Origin of the sequence: Pseudomonas sp. LG1E9, from assembly GCF_003290225.1 — a bacterium.
GTDB lineage: Bacteria > Pseudomonadota > Gammaproteobacteria > Pseudomonadales > Pseudomonadaceae > Aquipseudomonas > Aquipseudomonas cyclaminis.
This window is the reverse complement of the sequence record NZ_CP029983.1, coordinates 3,625,540-3,641,344: the sequence shown is the minus strand read 5'-3', so window position 1 is coordinate 3,641,344 and position 15,805 is coordinate 3,625,540. Positions and strand designations below refer to the sequence as shown.

General features: G+C 60.9%; 14 protein-coding genes. 2 read left to right on the top strand and 12 right to left on the bottom strand.

Annotated elements, in window-relative coordinates:
- Window positions 1-71 precede the first annotated feature (71 nt).
- The gene (locus tag DNK50_RS16660; protein WP_112195225.1) at window positions 72-296 is read left to right on the top strand and encodes a YgdI/YgdR family lipoprotein; all 225 of its coding nucleotides are present in this window, start codon (window positions 72-74) and stop codon (window positions 294-296) included.
- A 119-nt stretch (window positions 297-415) separates the two neighbouring features.
- Here the strand turns inward: DNK50_RS16660 and DNK50_RS16655 are convergent, their stop codons facing one another.
- From DNK50_RS16655 to DNK50_RS16620, 8 genes are all read right to left on the bottom strand, one after another.
- Window positions 416-1,840, bottom strand: a complete 1,425-nt coding sequence (locus tag DNK50_RS16655) for a lipase (protein ID WP_112195224.1) — start codon at window positions 1,838-1,840, stop codon at window positions 416-418.
- 41 nt (window positions 1,841-1,881) lie between these two features.
- Window positions 1,882-3,219 carry a TolC family outer membrane protein gene (locus DNK50_RS16650; RefSeq protein ID WP_112195223.1) on the bottom strand — a complete coding sequence of 446 codons (1,338 nt, stop codon included), beginning with the start codon at window positions 3,217-3,219 and terminating at the stop codon, window positions 1,882-1,884.
- A gap of 2 nt (window positions 3,220-3,221) precedes the next feature.
- Window positions 3,222-4,535, bottom strand: a complete 1,314-nt coding sequence (locus DNK50_RS16645) for an HlyD family type I secretion periplasmic adaptor subunit (RefSeq protein ID WP_112195221.1) — start codon at window positions 4,533-4,535, stop codon at window positions 3,222-3,224.
- Complete coding sequence (locus DNK50_RS16640) at window positions 4,532-6,283, bottom strand: type I secretion system permease/ATPase (protein WP_112195219.1); 1,752 nt, start codon at window positions 6,281-6,283, stop codon at window positions 4,532-4,534. The genes DNK50_RS16645 and DNK50_RS16640 overlap by 4 nt, the downstream gene beginning before the upstream one ends.
- A 102-nt stretch (window positions 6,284-6,385) precedes the next feature.
- The gene (locus DNK50_RS16635; RefSeq protein WP_099582891.1) at window positions 6,386-6,754 is read right to left on the bottom strand and encodes an AprI/Inh family metalloprotease inhibitor; all 369 of its coding nucleotides are present in this window, start codon (window positions 6,752-6,754) and stop codon (window positions 6,386-6,388) included.
- A 49-nt stretch (window positions 6,755-6,803) separates the two neighbouring features.
- Complete coding sequence (locus DNK50_RS16630) at window positions 6,804-8,237, bottom strand: serralysin family metalloprotease (RefSeq protein ID WP_112195217.1); 1,434 nt, start codon at window positions 8,235-8,237, stop codon at window positions 6,804-6,806.
- A gap of 367 nt (window positions 8,238-8,604) precedes the next feature.
- Entirely contained in the window at window positions 8,605-9,708 is a 1,104-nt protein-coding gene (locus tag DNK50_RS16625) for a P1 family peptidase (RefSeq protein ID WP_112195215.1), read from the bottom strand.
- A gap of 9 nt (window positions 9,709-9,717) precedes the next feature.
- Window positions 9,718-11,082, bottom strand: a complete 1,365-nt coding sequence (locus tag DNK50_RS16620) for an APC family permease (protein WP_099582886.1) — start codon at window positions 11,080-11,082, stop codon at window positions 9,718-9,720.
- 200 nt (window positions 11,083-11,282) lie between these two features.
- Here DNK50_RS16620 and DNK50_RS16615 point away from each other — a divergent pair, with 200 nt between their 5' ends.
- Complete coding sequence (locus tag DNK50_RS16615) at window positions 11,283-12,068, top strand: helix-turn-helix transcriptional regulator (protein WP_112195213.1); 786 nt, start codon at window positions 11,283-11,285, stop codon at window positions 12,066-12,068.
- 236 nt (window positions 12,069-12,304) lie between these two features.
- On the opposite strand, the gene DNK50_RS16605 is transcribed toward DNK50_RS16615, so the two are convergent.
- From DNK50_RS16605 to DNK50_RS16590, 4 genes are all read right to left on the bottom strand, one after another.
- Window positions 12,305-12,763 carry a transposase gene (locus DNK50_RS16605; RefSeq protein WP_099582881.1) on the bottom strand — a complete coding sequence of 153 codons (459 nt, stop codon included), beginning with the start codon at window positions 12,761-12,763 and terminating at the stop codon, window positions 12,305-12,307.
- A gap of 89 nt (window positions 12,764-12,852) precedes the next feature.
- Window positions 12,853-13,932 carry a polyamine ABC transporter substrate-binding protein gene (locus tag DNK50_RS16600; RefSeq protein ID WP_099582879.1) on the bottom strand — a complete coding sequence of 360 codons (1,080 nt, stop codon included), beginning with the start codon at window positions 13,930-13,932 and terminating at the stop codon, window positions 12,853-12,855.
- Between the two features lie 60 nt (window positions 13,933-13,992).
- The gene (locus DNK50_RS16595; protein ID WP_112195211.1) at window positions 13,993-14,334 is read right to left on the bottom strand and encodes a cupin domain-containing protein; all 342 of its coding nucleotides are present in this window, start codon (window positions 14,332-14,334) and stop codon (window positions 13,993-13,995) included.
- Between the two features lie 27 nt (window positions 14,335-14,361).
- Entirely contained in the window at window positions 14,362-15,768 is a 1,407-nt protein-coding gene (locus DNK50_RS16590) for an FAD-binding oxidoreductase (RefSeq protein WP_112195210.1), read from the bottom strand.
- Window positions 15,769-15,805 lie beyond the last annotated feature (37 nt).

The window sequence follows — 15,805 nt, the reverse complement described above, 5'->3', positions numbered from 1 at the left end:
GGAGTCGATCGCGTAACATTTATGGCCCGCAGCCTCTGGCGCGGGACTTTTCAGGGTTAACGGTAAGGGTTATGAACATGAAGAATTTGGGTCTGCCACTGGTTGCACTCACTTTTCTGGTATTGGCCGGTTGCGCGACGCAAACCGTAGTGACGCTGCAAAATGGCACACAGTACTTGACCCAGGACACGCCAAACGCCAAGACCGCCGACGGTTTTTACGAGTTCACCGACATCGCCGGCAAGCGCGTCCGTGTCAAAGCCGATGATGTGGCGACGGTGCGCAAGGAAAAATGATTGCCAGCCGCCGACACTGAGCAACTGTGGGAGGGGTGGGTCTTCAGCCGATATCTTTATTGACTGACCCACCGCTATCGGGGGCAAGCCCCCTCCCACAGGTTTTACCCCATTCCCACTCAAGCGATAGTGATCCCCTCCCCCGATAAGCCGACCACGCCCACCAGCGTCACCGAATCCCCGCCAAAACTGATGACCGTATCCCCGCCCACCACCTTGGCGTGATCCCGATAATCACCAGCGCTCTGCACGTCCGTGAACACCAACTTGTCCGTCGGCTGATAGCCAATCACTCGGTCCTGGCCAAACTGCCCGCTGAATAAAAACGTGTTGTGCCCGCGGCTGTCGCGGATCGTGTCATTGCCCTTGCCGCCTTCGATAAAGTCCGCGCCCTTGCCGCCCTGGATCAGGTCGTTGCCATTGCTGCCGATGATGAAGGTGTTGCCATTATGCGTTTCGGCGTTGCGGTTGAGGTCCTGCACCCAGGTGGTGGCCCGTGCGGGGTCGGACAGGTTGGCGACGATAACCGTCGAGTCGCGGGTCATCTGTTCATAGAACCCGGAATCGAGGATACGCGTCATGCCGTCGCCATACCCGGTGGGCAAATGGGCGATCCAGGTCGGCAGGTTGGTGATGGAGAACGGCAGTACATTCCACAGCGTCGAGGCGTAATGGTCGTTGAAGCTGACGATATTGTCGGTGGTCGATTCATGGGGCTTGTCATGTACGCCCAACGACGACCAGTTGAAGGATGAACCGTCCAACGCACGGAAAACCGGGTCGTTTTCATAGCCGATATTAAGCACCTTGTCCCCGCTGCTCTGGGTTGGCGAGGCGTAGGCGACGTAGTTGGCGTCCTGGTAGAAGCCCGCCCATTTGCCGGTGCTCAAATCGGCCATGCTGTTGACCGCCAAACCGCCGAGGCTGTGCCCGCTGACCACCACATTGTGGCCGCTGAGCCCGTGGGCACTGGCATAGTCGGCGACGTTCTTGAGTAAGCCGCCGAACGCTTCGCCCGCGTAGTTTTTGGCATAGTCCTTGGGGCCCAGGGCGGCGAGCACGTCACTGACCAGGTCGCCGATGGAGTCGCTGATCAGGCTTTCCCGTGGGCCGGATGTACCGCGAAAACCGATGCCGATTTCCAGCAGCTTGCCGGCGTCGTCGTACTTGCCCAGCACTTCGACCTGGGCCGTGGTGTAGCCGGCTTTTTCGCCGAAGAACGTGCCCCTGGCGTCGACTTTGCCGGTGTAGCCCAAGGTGCTCGCACTGATCGGCGTCCAGCCGGCCTGTTGCACCGCGTCCAGGGCGGCTTTTTCTGAATCCGGGTTCCAGGGAATGCCGGGAATCACGCCCTGGGAATCGCTGCTGCCGAGCAATGCGCCGACCAGGGTGGCCGGCAAACCGAACCCCAGCCCGTTGTGCTGATAGCCCACGGCAAAGCCGTTATCCAGGTTGTGGTAGGAATACAGCGTGATCGCCATGGCATCGGCGAACAGTGCTTTGGAGCCCTCGGTGCCGAGGTTTTTGTAGTCAAAGACACCCATGGTATTGCCTCTCTTGTTGTTGGAATTAGCGAGAAAACCCATTAATGCGCTGCCGGGCCGAACGCCTCGTCCACCTTTGCCAGGTCGGTGTCGCGCAGGTTACCGGCGTAGTAATGCAACTTGGTCCAGGCCATCAGGTAGTCGTAACGCGCCTGGGCCAGGTCGCGGCGGGTGCTGTAGAGCTGCTGCTCGGCATTCAACGCATCCAGGTTGACCCGCTCACCACCGAGGATGCTCTGCTGGGTCGACACCACCAGCGCTTCGGCAGAGGACAGCGCTTTCTGATAAGCACGCAACTTGCTCACGCCGGACAGGCACGCACTGAACTGGCGACGCAATTCGATCAAGGTTTCGCGCGTCTTGCCTTCCAGCTCGTACTCGGCCTGCTCCATGGCGCGGCTGGCCTGGCGCGTGGATGCCGAGACAGCGCCACCGGCATACAACGGCACGCTGACTTCCACGCCGATGGTGTTGGTGTCATAGCGCTGGTTGTAGGTGTTGCCGCTGTCGGATTCCTGCTGGCGTGAGCTGGCGTACGCCGTGACCTTGGGCAGATGCCCGGCGCGGTTGCGCTCCACTTCATAACGCGCCACTTCCAGAGCCTGGCGCTGGGAGGCGAGCGTGGGGTTATTGCTGATCGCCAATGAGTGCCACGTGTCGTAGTTGGCCGGGCTCAAGGTGAATGCGGCGAACCCCTGGTTCAGCGGCGCCAGGTCGTGGATGTTGACGCTCTGCACGCCGATCAAGGCGCCCAGCTCCCGCAATGATGCATCCTGTTCGTCCAGCGCTTCGATCTCTTCGGCGGTGGCCAGCTCGTAGCGCGACTCGGCTTCAAGAATATCGGTACGGGTGCCCTCGCCTTGCTGGAACAGGTGCCGGTTCTGCTGGAACTGCTGCTCGAAGGCCTTCTTCTTGGCGCGGGCGATGTCGATCTGGTCCTGGGCGAACAGCGCCTGGGTGTAATAGGTCAACACGCGCACCAGCAACGCCTGGCTCTTGTCGCGAAAACTTTCGTCGGCAAACAACGCCTGGGCCACGCCTTTGCGGTAATTGGCATAGGCCTCGTAGTCGAACAGCGGCTGTTGCAGGCTGAAGGTGGAGCCGTAGCTGTTGTAGTTGCGGTCGTCGTGATAATTGCCGCCGCGCCCGTCAGGCAACGTGGCCTGGGAATTGTTGCGCCCCTTGTTGTAGTTGTAGGACAGCTTGGGCAGCAGCCCGGCGCGGCCGATGGTGCGGTTTTCCAGGCCGGCGTCACGCTCCTTGATCGCGCCGAGGAACACCGGATCGTTGCGCAAGGCTTGCTCGTACACATCGAACGGGCCCATGGCGGCGTGGGCGCTGGTGCAACTCAACAGCACAGCGAAGAACACAGGTTTCATGTTCATTCCTCAGTCAATGCGGAGCCGGCGCGATCCAGCAACGGCTTGAACAGGTAGTTGAGCAACGAACGTTCACCGGTGCGCACGAACATCTCGGCAGGCATGCCGGGCTTGATCACCAGGCCGTGGAGTTTTCCCAGCGCGGCCTCGCTCACCGTCGTGCGCAACACGTAATAGGGTGCGCCGGTTTTCTCATCGAGCATCTGGTCGGCCGAGATCAGGCTGACCTCACCCGGTACGCGGGGTGTGCGGCTCTGGTTGAAGGCGGTGAACAGAATATCCACCGGCAAGTGCGTGCCGACCTTGTCGACCAGATGCACCGGCAGGTGCCCTTCCACTTCCAGGCGCGTGCCTTGGGGCACGATCTCCAGCAGGGTTTCACCGGCACGCACCACGGCGCCTTCGGTGTGCACGCCAAGGTTGACCGCGATGCCGTCGGCCGGTGCGTTGATTTCGCTGTGTTGCAGGTCGAACCCGGCGGAGGTCAGTTGTTGTTCCAGGGTCAGGCTGCGCAGTTGCGCGTCGGCCAACTGGCTGCGCACTTCCTTCTGATATTCCTCGCTGTGCTGCTGCAATTTGAGGCGTGACTCGACGATGCCCTGCTCCACCCGACCGCTTTCGCCGGTGTTCTGCGCCAGGTCCTGTTGCACTTGGGACAATTGGCGCTGGTACTCCATCAGCCGGTTGCGCGGGATGTAGCCGTTGTCGGCCAAGGGTTGCAGGTTGCTCAGTTGATCACGCAGGGATTGCGCCTGGGCGGTCAGGTCGCTGCGGGCACGGCGCATGCCGCCGAGTTGCGCGGTGGCGCCGTCGATATTCGCGCGAATGCCGGCCTGTTCACGGGCGAAGGCCTCGCGACGGCTGCTGAACAACTGACGCTGGCCTTCCAGCACCAACGCCAAGGCGGGATCGGGATGGCTGCTCAGCTCGGCAGGAAAGGTGACGCTGGCGTGGTTATCGCGCTCGCTCTGCCAGCGCGCCACGCTGGCCCAGGCCATGCGGTATTGGGCTTGCAGCGAATGCACGTCGGCCTGGTTCTGGGTCTGGTCAAGCCGGAACAGCGGCTGGCCTTGTTTCACCCGCTCGCCTTCACGCACCAGGATACGGCTGACCACACCGGGGCTGAGGGTTTGCACGGCCTTGCGCTTGCCGGACACCACCACCGTGCCCTGCACCGGAATGCCCTGATCCAGGGGCGCGAGGCTGGCCCACAGGAAGAAACCACCGGCGCCTACCACCGTCAGCAGCCAGCCCAGACGGGCAAAAAAACCGGCGTCGCGCTCTTTGACAGGTTGTTCGAAAGTGATACTGCTCATGCGCCTGGATTCCTTCCCGCTTGGTACTGACGACTGAAACTGACGCCAGGTTTGTCTTTCGGCGCTTCCTGCTGGCCGGACAAGGCACGCAGCACCTCTTGGCTCGGTCCGTATGCCTGCAAACGGCCGTCGTTGAGCACCAGCAACTTGTCGGCCTGGGCCAGTGCCGACGACCGATGGGTCACCAGCACCACACTGCTGCCTTGGGCCTTCATCTGCACGATGGCGCTGGCCAAGGCGGCTTCGCCCACGGTGTCGAGGTTGGAGTTGGGTTCATCCAGCACAATCAAGCGTGGCTCGCCATACAGCGCACGGGCCAGGGCCACGCGCTGTTTCTGCCCGCCGGACAGGCCGCCGCCGTTGTCGCCGAGTACCGTGTCGTAGCCCTGAGGCAGGCGCAGGATCAGCTCGTGCACACCGGCTTGTTGCGCCGCCTTGACCACACGCTCGGGGTCAGCCTCGCGAAAGCGGGCGATGTTGTCGGCGATGCTGCCGCTGAACAGCTCAATGTCCTGGGGCAAGTAACCGATATGCGGGCCCAGGTCGTCGCGGTCCCAGCGATGGATGTCTGCGCCATCCAGCCGCACCGTGCCGGCCAGGGTTGGCCAGACACCCACCAGCACACGGGCCAGGGTCGACTTGCCCGAGCCCGAAGCCCCCAACACACCGAGCACCTCGCCCGCGCCCAGGTTGAAACTGACGTGATGCAGCATCGCCACGCGCTTGCCCGGCGGGCCCGCGCTGACCTGCTCGAAACTGACCTGGCCCTTGGGCGCCGGCAAGGCCATCTGCTCGACCTCCGGTGGATACTCGCGCAGCAACTCATCCAGGCGCTGATAGGCCAGCTTGGCCGAACTCCATTGCTTCCACACGGCAATCAACTGGTCGATGGGGCTGAGCACACGGCCCATCAGGATCGAACCGGCAATCATCATCCCTGCCGTCATATCGCCGCGGATCACCAGGAGTGCGCCCAGGCCCAGCACCAGGGACTGCAAACACAGGCGCAGGGATTTACTCAGGGCGGTGATGACTGAACCGGTGTCACTGGCCTTGTTCTGCAAGTTGAGGAACTGCGCGTGCACGGCAAACCAGCGCTTGCGCAGCGCGCCGAGCATGCCCATGGCCTGGATGGTTTCGGCGTTATGCAAATGGCTGGTGGCCAGTTGGGTCGATTGCTGGGAGAAACCGCTGGCCTCGCCCAAGGGTTTCTTGGTCAGGTATTCATTCAGGCACGCCAGGCCAATCAGCAACACCGCGCCGGCGCTGGCCAGCACCCCAAGCCAGACGTTGAACAGGAAAATCACAAACAGGTAGATCGGAAACCACGGCGCGTCAAAAAACGCGAACAGCGCTGGCCCAGTGATGAACTGGCGGATATGGGTCAGGTCGCCCAGGGATTGCCCGGCATGCCCCTGGCCGCGTTGCAGGTTGCGCTCGAACGCGGCTTTGTACACACGCAAGTTGAAACGCCGTTCCAACTGGCTGCCGATACGGATCACGATAAAACTGCGGATCACTTCCAGCGTGCCAATAAAGGCGAAGAAGCCCACGACCATCAGCGTCAACATCACCAGGGTGGTTTCGTTCTGGGAGGACAGCACGCGGTCGTACACTTGCAGCATGTAAATCGACGGCACCAGCATCAACAGGTTAATCAATGCCGTGAAGCAGCCAATACTGATCAAGATGCTCTTGTATTCACCCAGCGCCTTGAATAAGGGCGCAACCGCAGAGGGCTTGGCCATATGTTCTGATCTTCCTTGAGCCAAATTGCGCGCATAAGTTGCCCGAGCCCCGAATAAAGGCCGGCCAACTAATAAAATCGAGTTATAAACTTATAGCGATAACTAAGGCATACGTTTTAATTCAACCACGGCGCCGGATTTAGTGCGCGCTTGATAGTCGCCGTCTTTCTGGCGATTCAAATGGGTGATGCCGCTGCCTTCGGCGTTGAACAGCCAGATGCCGTCCGGTGTGGGCGACCAAGTCAACGGCGTGTCCCCCAGCCATTGCGCGGCACAGGCTACATCACCGCTCAAGCCATTGGCCTGTTCGAGCAGGTCGAGGGCGCAGACCTGATCCTGCTGGTGCAATTGCCAATGCCCGGCCAATTGGGCGCTGGAGGGTAAAACAAGACTGCTCGCCATTGCGTGGGCTCCTGCCGACACGAACATCACCTGCAACACGCAGGCGATCAAGTTGAAAAAACGCTGCATCTTCACGCTCCATCCTGGAGGCGCGACGCCGAAACGCCGCGCCTTTGTATCACGCCACGATGTCGCTGATGGCTGCCTGGCCTACGGTGGTGACGAGGAAATCCGCCACGCCGTGCCCGGAGAAGTCGACGGCCAGCGTACCCAGGTTGGTGCCGGATGCGTAGGTCAATACCGCGTCGCCGGCATGCCCGGTGAACGCATTGACGAAGGTCAGGCCCGCGCCTTTGGTAATGCCGCTGAGGTCGATCTTGTCCGAACCCGAAGTGAAGTCAAAGATCTTGTCTGCCGCCCCTGGCTTGGAGTCGGAACTGGCGCCGAACACAAAGGTGTCGTTGCCGGCGCCGCCCCACAGTTGGTCCGCACCGCCAGCGCCGTAGATCAGGTCGTTGCCGGCCCCACCCTTGATGACGTTGGCGGCGTTGTTGCCGATGATCAGGTCGTTGCCTGCACCGCCGAAGGCGTTTTCGATGGTCACGCCCTTGGCGATGGACACGTTGCCCACCAGGCCACCCACGTCGGAGAACGAGGCTTCATTGAGGTTGATCTTCTGGTTCTGGGTGAAACCGGAGAAGTCCAGGGTGTCGTTGCCACCGCCGTCCCACACCGAGAACACCAGCTTGTCGGCGTTGGAGGTGGCGCTGAGGAAATCACGCCCGGTGTTGGAGTTGAAGCCGTAGGTGGTGTCGCCGGCGCGGGTGTTGTAGTTGGCGCCGTAGAGCTTCTGGATCGCGGCAATGTCGTCGATCAGCGGGCCGGAAGCGTAGGCCTCGACGCCGCCTTTGCTGAAGTTCTGGTTGGTGTTGCTCTCGCTCCAGTAACTCATGAGGCTGTAGCCGCGCGTGTCCTGTCCATAGGTCGCGTCGTTGTAGGTCGGCGCGCCTTCGCCGGCGTTGTAGTCGCCAGGGTGAGCCAGGCCGAGGGTATGCCCGATTTCGTGGGTCAGGGTCTGCCGGCCGTAGTTGTTCAGGTCCGGGGTCTTGTTTGGCGTGTAGCTGTTGTTGGTCAGGTACCACGAGGTGCCGTCGTAGCCTGCACCGGTGCCGGGCAGGTAGGCGAACGCAGCCGCGCCATCCTGGCCACCGCTGTAGTTGCCAAAGGTCATGTGGCCGTCACCGCCGGTGGCTTTCTCGGTGAACGTGACGTTGGCCACATCCGCCCAGGATTGCATGGCCAGTGCGGCCTGTGCTTTCTGCTGGGTGTTGAACTGGCTGAAGCCCGAGATGCCATGTTTGTTCATGGTGCTCGACGACGCCGAGGTCAGGAAGGTGTAGGTCAGGTCGATCTTGCCATTGCCGTCAAAGTCCCGGTAAGCGGCGCCGTCGCGCAGCAGCTGGGTGGCGGCCTGGTCGACGGTGTAGGACGGTTTGCCATTGATCGTGAGGTTGCCGCCACGGTCATACAGATGGCTGAAACTATCGATTTGCGAGTAAGCGGTGCTGGCTTGCGCCGCCGACACGATAGCCTTGTCTTTTACTTTGGACATAAACGTACTTCCTTGTTTGCAAGTGCATCAGTCTTTGATCGATAGGAACCCCGCGGGCGAGATCGTCCTATCACTCGCCTCTTTTGAAGGCGTAAGAAAACTGACACAACTTGAAATCTTTCGTCTACATCTATTTCCAGCGTGAAAAAGTCGCAGCCTGGTAACTAATTGAAGTTTTGTGCCGCGTTTATTGGGCCAACTTGATTTTGTCCGACAAAAAACAACCAACCCCTATTTAAATATTAAATAGCGCTAACGCCGCTCAAGTTGAGCGGCGCGCTTATTAAATGGATCCAATATATTGCCATGGTGTCATTGGCAACATTAAACGGCCAGTATTTAAACTAATAACAGGAGTTGTCCCCCATTACCGGGACATACTCCAGCCGGTGTCATGCAATGCCTGTAACAGCCACTCGCCGGTCAAACCCGGCACTTGCACGCCGTCATCGGTGCTCATGGTCTCACCCGCGAGGATGGCATTGATGATTGCCTCTTCTACGGCCTCGGCCGCCGCACTGAACAGCGGCGAGATGTGGTCGTTATTGACCATTTGCAACGCACTGCTGAACGGCAGGCCCTTGCGCCCGTAATCCGCCGCCGGCAGGTCCTGGTTGCCGGTGGCGAAGGCCAGGAACAGGTCGCCACTGGAGTCTTCGGTGCCGCCGCCGGTGCGGGCGATGCCGATGGACGCACGTTGCGCCAGGCGCTGACATTGGTGGGGCAGCAACGGCGCATCCGTGGCGAGGATCACTACGATGGAACCCATGCCTGGCGTGCCGCGCTCGGCGAAGGGCGATGGAATGTCGATCAACCGGCGCCCCACCGGGTAGCCGTCGACGCGCAGCTCCTGGCGCTTGCCATGATTGGCCTGCACCAACACGCCGACGGTCCAGCCGCCCTGCTCCGCCGGCAAGCGCCGCGACGCCGTGCCGATGCCGCCCTTGAACTCGTGGCAGATCATCCCGGTGCCACCGCCCACCGCGCCCTCCTGCACCGGACCGGTTTCGGCATTGCTGAGGGCCTCGCGCACATGCTCGGGCTTCACATGTTGGCCCCAGATATCGTTGAGCAGCCCGTCGTAGGTCTCCATCACCACCGGCATGCACCAATACACGGCCGGGTCTGCCAGGCGCTCGCGCTCCAGGGCAATCAGGGTGTCGCGCACAATGCCGATGCTGTGGGTGTTGGTGATGGCCAGCGGCGTGGTCAACAGCCCCGCTTCGCTGATCCATTCCAGCCCTGTGGCGTCGCCGTTGCCATTGAGCACGTGGTAGCCGGCAAAGCATGGTTGCTGGCGTGCTTCCCCGGCGCGTGGCTGGATCAGCGTCACGCCGGTGCGCACTTGCTTGCCATCGATACGGGTGTTGAGGGTGCTGTGGCCCACCCGCACGCCCGGTACATCGGTGATGGCATTCAACTCACCCGGTGTACCCAGCCCCAACGTGATGCCCAATTGACGTGCGCGCATAACCACTCCTTACAATTTCTGAAAGACCGGACTCGACCGGCCGCTGATGCAATAGAAAATCACCGACAGGGCCAGCAAGCCGAGGATGATCATGATGTCGCGCACCGATGCCGCATAGATCAAAGTCGCCAGCAGGTAACCTGCACCGATCACCGCCAACACTGCCGGCAACGGCCACAGCGGCATGCGATACGGGTGCTCGCGATCGCGCAGCAACACCCGGCTCATCAACGCGCTCAACGCCACTACCAGGTACACCAGGATAATCAGCAACACGCTGAACGAGGTGAGGTCGGCCAGGTTGGAACTGAAGCTGAGCAACGCCGACGGGATCGCCAGGAACAGCGTAGCCAGCCACGGCGAATCCCAGCGGGGGTGAATGCGGGTGAACAGTTTGTTGATGGTCGGCGTCCACAGCGCATCGCGCCCGCTGCTGAATACCACGCGGCCGATCTGGATCACGATGGCCACAATCGCGTTGAACACTGAGAGGAAGATCCCGGCGCTGACCAGGCGCGACAGGGTTTCATTGCCATGGCTGGTGAGCAGATAGCCGATGGGGTCGGGGCTGCTGATCATTTCGCTCAGGGACGGCGCGCCGATCAACAGCGCGGTGATCGGCACCAGCTCAATCACCACCACCAGGCCCAGGGACCACAGCACCGCCTTGTGCACGCCCTTGCCGCCGCACTTCATGTCTTCGGCCAGCAACACCGCCGGGCCGTAGCCGTTGTAGGAAAACAGACCGATGCCCACCGCGCCGATCACCAAGGCCCAGGGCGCGAGGTGCAGCACGCCGTTTTCGACAATCTGCGGCTGGAACAACACACTCGCGGGCTGCACCGGGTTGCCAAACCCGATCACTACGATCACCAGCAAGGCCGCCACTTCCAGCAGCAAACAGGTGCCGGTGATCCACGCATTGAGCTTGATATTGAGGATACCCAGGGCGTAACTGCACACGACGATCACCAGGGCGACGGTTTGCGAATCAAACTTCGTGCCCAAGGCGTTGTTGAGATACGTCGCAGCCCCGGTGGCCAACACCGGCGGGATAAACAGCAACATCACCAGCACGGTAAGGAAGGTCGCATAGCCGGCCATGCCGCCAAACACGCGCTTGGCGTACACATATTCGCCACCGGCGCTGTTGTGGGCGCGGCCCAGTTCGGCGTAGCAAAACGCGAACATCAGCGCGAGCAGGCCCGCCATCACGAATGCCAGGAACACGCCACTGCCCGCCTGCTGGATGGCAAACGGCGCAATCACAAATACGGAACTGGCCGGCGTCACTGCGGAAACGGTGATGGCCACTACATCGAAGACGCTCAGGGTAGGTTTCAACACGCCGTCGGGCGTGGGGGAAGTGCTCATATCGTTATCCTCTGTCGTTGTTCTTGGTGTGAGGCAGAAACGAAAAATGATGTATGTGTCGGGATATGTTTCCCGTTGAATGATGAAGACGTTATCCGCAGGTGGCTTGTCAGCCAATTCCCCTATTGGCGTACTCCCCTTGACGGCATCCGGCAAAAGCCGAACCCTTGGGCGATCTCTTGCTGGCGGGAGCCTGTGATATGAGCCTGTTTCGTGAGGTCGGCATGCACGCTGGCCTGGGCCGCACCGTCGCGCACATTGGTACCGAGCGTTTCTGGAAACAGTTGGTGCTGTTGCTGCACCAGTGCCTGCCCTTCGATAACGCCCTGGCGATTTTCTACCCGCAGGAGGGTGCGCCCCAGGCCTTGGAAGAATACGACGCCCAGCCCAGCAGCAAACCGGCGTCGATGCTGACGTACCTCAATGGCCTGTACTTGCTCGATCCGTTTTTCCAGGCGTGCCGCGAAGGTTATGCCAGCGGTGTTTATCGCCTGGAGGAAGTGGCACCGGACCATTTCCGTCAGAGTGAGTACTTCCTCAACTACTTCCACGACAACGTGCTGGAAGATGAGGTGCAATTCATCCTGCAACTGCCCGGTGCGGGGACGTTGTCGCTGTCGCTGGGCACGCAGCGGCGGTTCAGTGCCGATGAGACCGGGCTGATGACGATGATGGCGGCCTGGGTACTGCCGTTGATGCAGCAGCATTGGCAGCAAAGCACCCAGCGCGCACCGGCCATGGACAGCCAGATCAGGGATGCCTTGAGCCAGTTCGGTTGCGGAGTGCTTTCGGACCGCGAGCTGGAAATCGCCCGCCTGGTATTGCGCGGTTTTTCCTCCAAGGCCATGGCTGAACGCCTGAACATCTCGCCAGACACAGTGAAAGTGCACCGTCGGCATTTGTACGCCAAGCTCGATATCTCGTCACAGCCGGAGCTGTTTTCGTTATTTATCCAGTCGCTGGGACATGATCTGGAGAACCCGTAGATGCTCAGTGAGATCGGCGGCGGCGTAGATACCGTCTTATCCAGCACCACGAAAACCCTCGTAGCAGCTGCCGAGCGCAAGCGAGGCTGCGTGGCGGACGTATTGACACCCCGCGATCTGCGGGCCCCTCAACGCAGCCTCGCTTGCGCTCGGCAGCTGCTACGACCCAAACCTTGGGGGTTGCCCGGTGAGCGTCAAGACGGTATCTACGGCCTTGGCGAGGCTGCGTGACGGATCTACAACCACCAAACATCCCAAAGCGGATAATCGTGAATACGCTTTACCAACCCCGCGCGCAGGGGGTTCAAGACCACGTAACGCGCGAAGTCTTTCAAATCCTCCTCTCGCCGCACGCCACGATCATGATAGCCCTTCTGCCATAGCCGTCCTTTTCGACCCAGAGCCCGGTTGACCGCCAGGCTGCTGCGCGATTTAAGCCGGCACATCACTTCTGCCAAGGTCTTGTCCCGCAGTTGAACCAACCAATGCAGGTGGTCTGGCATCACGACGAATGCCAGGGAGTCAACCCACTCATCTTCATGCGCGTCGCGAAACTGCCTGACAACCAGCCGTCCAAGCCGCCAATCATCAAAGATCGGTTCTCGTCGATTGACCACAGCGGTGAGCAAATACACCCCGCCCACCTGTGAAACCCGCCCTGTACGCAACCGTCCTGACTTGTTTGATATGAGCATTCCTTGCCCCGCTTTATTGAAAGGAGGCAAGGAAGCTACAGACAACAACGTCTAAACAGAGCGCCCATTGGGCGACGAAATGTTACCGATTAGCGGCCCATACGAATGGTGTTCCAGACCCGCGTGCGAATCCGGTCGATATTCAGCGGCATCGCTTCCAGTGCGAACAACTTGCCCATCATGGCCTCGCTTGGATAGATCTTGGTGTCGCCCTTGATCTCTGGATCCACCAGGCTGTCCGCCGCGCTGTTGCCGTTGGCGTAATGCACCGAGTTGGTAATGTCCGCCATCACCTGGGGTTCCAGCAGGTAGTTCATGAACGCGTAGCCGGCCTTTTCATCCGGGGCATCGGCAGGCATGGCCACCATGTCGAACCATATCGCGGCGCCTTCCTTGGGGATCTGATACCCGATCTTCACGCCGTTCTTGGCTTCCTTGGCGCGGCTTTCGGCCTGCAGCACATCGCCGGAGAAGCCGACGGCCACGCAGATATCGCCATTGGCCAGGTCGCCGGTGTATTTCGAGGAGTGGAAGTACGCCACGTAAGGCCGCACTTTCATCAGCAAGGCTTCCGCCTTTTTGTAGTCCTCCGGGTTCTTGCTGTGAGGCGCCAGCCCCAGGTAATTGAGGGCGATGGGCAACAGTTCCGGGCCATTATCGAGGATGGCCACCCCGCACTTGCTGAGTTTTTCCATGTACTCGGGCTTGAAGATCAAGTCCCAGGAGTCCACCGGAGCGTTATCCCCCAGCACGGCCTTGACCTTGTCGATGTTGTAGCCGATGCCGGTGCTGCCCCACAGATACGGGAAGCCATGGGCATTGCCCGGATCGTTGTTCTCCAATGCCTTGAGCAGCACCGGGTTGAGGTTTTTCCAGTTGGGCAACTGGCTCTTGTCGAGCTTCTTCAAGGCGCCGCCCTGGATCTGCCGGGCCATGAAGTGGTTAGACGGAAACACCACGTCATAACCAGAGTTGCCAGTCATCAGCTTGCCGTCGAGGGTTTCGTTGCTGTCGTACACGTCGTAGCTGAAACCGATCCCGGTCTGCTTCTGGAAGTTCTTCGTGGTGTCTGGCGCAATGTAGCTCGACCAGTTGTAGATCTTCACCGTTTCGGCGGCCTGGCTGATAGAGGCCACCAACATCAAGGGCAACAGGGCAATGGCTTTCATGGTTCGATTTCCTGGCGGTTTTAGGGCTGTTTTTATGGCAGGCGATCAAGGATCAAAGCGTTACAGAATCAGTACGTAGGTCTTGCGCACGGTTTCCTGGATATCCCAGATTCCGGTGCTGTTGGCCGGCAACATCAGTGCGTCGCCGGCTTGTATGTGGACGGTTTCACCGTTGTCGGGGGTGAAGGTGCAGCGGCCCTGGATAAAGTGGCAAAACTCCTGGGATTTGATCTGCCGACGCCAGCGGCCTGGGGTGCAGGCCCAGATGCCGGTTTCGACGCCATCGCTGCGCTCTACGCTCAAGGTAGAGGCCACCGCAATCGGCTCGCCCAAGGGCACGGCCACGGGTGATGAGTCCGGCAGGTGGGCATTCAGCGTGTCTTTGAACTGCGTGATGCTCATGGGGTTTTCCCGTGTAAGTGAAACGACTCAGTGCATGAACCCTTCCATGAACCCGGCCACGCCGGTCGCCAGCTTGCGGCGCCAAGGGGCGGTGTTGGGGTTGGCCAACACCTGGTCTTCATGGACAAAACTACGAATGATCGCGTTGTAACCCAGCCAGCGGCACGGTTCGGGTTCCCAGGCCTTGAGCGCGTCAAGACCGCGCTCGCGGATCACCCAGGGTTGATGGGTCAGGGGCGTGTCGCGCCCGAGGATCAAATCCGCCAGCGTGCGCCCCCCCAAATTGGTGGCACCCACGCCCTCCCCGCCGTACCCGCCAGACAGCGCGATGCCGGTGTTGTGGTCACAGAGCATGTGCGGTCGGAAATTACGCGACATACCAAGGTTGCCGCCCCAGGAATGGGTAATCCGCACGTTCTTGAGCTGTGGGAAGAGTTCGCCGAACAGGTAGCGACGCAGCTCCACTTCGCTGTCAGTCAGATCGAAGTTGTGGCGCAACCTGCCAGCGAACTGGTAACCGCCGCGGGCACCGAACACCAGTCGGTTATCCGCCGTGCGCTGGCCATAGGTGACCTGGCGGCTGCTTTCGCCAAAGGCCTGGCCGTGGCGCAGGCCAATTTCGTCCCAGGTGCTGGCAAGCAGTGACTCAGTGGCGACGATCAAACTCTGCACCGGCAACTGGTAGCGGCCCAAGGGCGGCAAGGTGTTCGCGTAACCCTCGACGGCGGGCACTACCCAGCCGGCGCGCACACTGGCCGTCGCGGTGCGCAGGCTGCCGGACTGCCACTGGGTGACCGGACTTTTTTCGTAAATCGTCACGCCCAGGCGCTCCACGGCTCGCGCCAGGCCGCGCACCAGCTTGGCCGGGTGGATCGTCGCGACGTGGGGTGCATAGATACCGCCATAGGGTTTGGCGATGCGGATCTGCTCCGCTAACTGCTGCGGGCTCAGCCAGCGGTAATCGGCTTCGCTGAGGCCTTGGGCGTAGAGCTTTTCCAGGTAGGCCCGCAGGCTGGCCTCCTGCTCGGGGTAGCGTGCCGCGCAGTAAAGGGCGCCGCCCTTGCGGTAGTCGCAGTCGATGCCTTCGCGGGCCAGGACCTGGGCCACTTCATCGGGAATGCCGTGCAGCAGGTCGAAGGAGGCGCGGCGTTGTTCAGGTGCCAGGCCGGCCAGCAGGCGGTCTTCGCCCAACAGGTTGCCCATCAGCCAGCCACCGTTGCGGCCCGATGCACCGAAGCCGGCGGTTTGCGCCTCGATGATCGCGATTTTCAGCTCAGGGGCATGGCGTTTCAGGTAGTAGGCGGTCCACAGCCCGGTGTAGCCGGCGCCGATAATGGCCACATCGACGTCCAGGTCGTGTTCCAGGGACGGCCGCGCCACCAGCGGGTCGTCCAGTTGGTCCATCCATAAACTGATGTTGCGCCATGCCGGCATGCCAAGCTCTCCACCCACGTTTCGATGGCGTGATCCT

What these genes read in the sequence shown, in the direction of transcription:
- DNK50_RS16630 (WP_112195217.1), bottom strand. Translation starts at nt 8,237, where the DNA reads ATGTCCAAAGTAAAAGACAAGGCTATCGTGTCGGCGGCGCAAGCCAGC.
- DNK50_RS16640 (WP_112195219.1), bottom strand. Translation starts at nt 6,283, where the DNA reads ATGGCCAAGCCCTCTGCGGTTGCGCCCTTATTCAAGGCGCTGGGTGAA.
- DNK50_RS16590 (WP_112195210.1), bottom strand. Translation starts at nt 15,768, where the DNA reads ATGCCGGCATGGCGCAACATCAGTTTATGGATGGACCAACTGGACGAC.
- DNK50_RS16615 (WP_112195213.1), top strand. Translation starts at nt 11,283, where the DNA reads ATGAGCCTGTTTCGTGAGGTCGGCATGCACGCTGGCCTGGGCCGCACC.
- DNK50_RS16625 (WP_112195215.1), bottom strand. Translation starts at nt 9,708, where the DNA reads ATGCGCGCACGTCAATTGGGCATCACGTTGGGGCTGGGTACACCGGGT.
- DNK50_RS16650 (WP_112195223.1), bottom strand. Translation starts at nt 3,219, where the DNA reads ATGAAACCTGTGTTCTTCGCTGTGCTGTTGAGTTGCACCAGCGCCCAC.
- DNK50_RS16660 (WP_112195225.1), top strand. Translation starts at nt 72, where the DNA reads ATGAACATGAAGAATTTGGGTCTGCCACTGGTTGCACTCACTTTTCTG.
- DNK50_RS16620 (WP_099582886.1), bottom strand. Translation starts at nt 11,082, where the DNA reads ATGAGCACTTCCCCCACGCCCGACGGCGTGTTGAAACCTACCCTGAGC.
- DNK50_RS16600 (WP_099582879.1), bottom strand. Translation starts at nt 13,932, where the DNA reads ATGAAAGCCATTGCCCTGTTGCCCTTGATGTTGGTGGCCTCTATCAGC.
- DNK50_RS16595 (WP_112195211.1), bottom strand. Translation starts at nt 14,334, where the DNA reads ATGAGCATCACGCAGTTCAAAGACACGCTGAATGCCCACCTGCCGGAC.
- DNK50_RS16635 (WP_099582891.1), bottom strand. Translation starts at nt 6,754, where the DNA reads ATGCAGCGTTTTTTCAACTTGATCGCCTGCGTGTTGCAGGTGATGTTC.
- DNK50_RS16645 (WP_112195221.1), bottom strand. Translation starts at nt 4,535, where the DNA reads ATGAGCAGTATCACTTTCGAACAACCTGTCAAAGAGCGCGACGCCGGT.
- DNK50_RS16655 (WP_112195224.1), bottom strand. Translation starts at nt 1,840, where the DNA reads ATGGGTGTCTTTGACTACAAAAACCTCGGCACCGAGGGCTCCAAAGCA.
- DNK50_RS16605 (WP_099582881.1), bottom strand. Translation starts at nt 12,763, where the DNA reads ATGCTCATATCAAACAAGTCAGGACGGTTGCGTACAGGGCGGGTTTCA.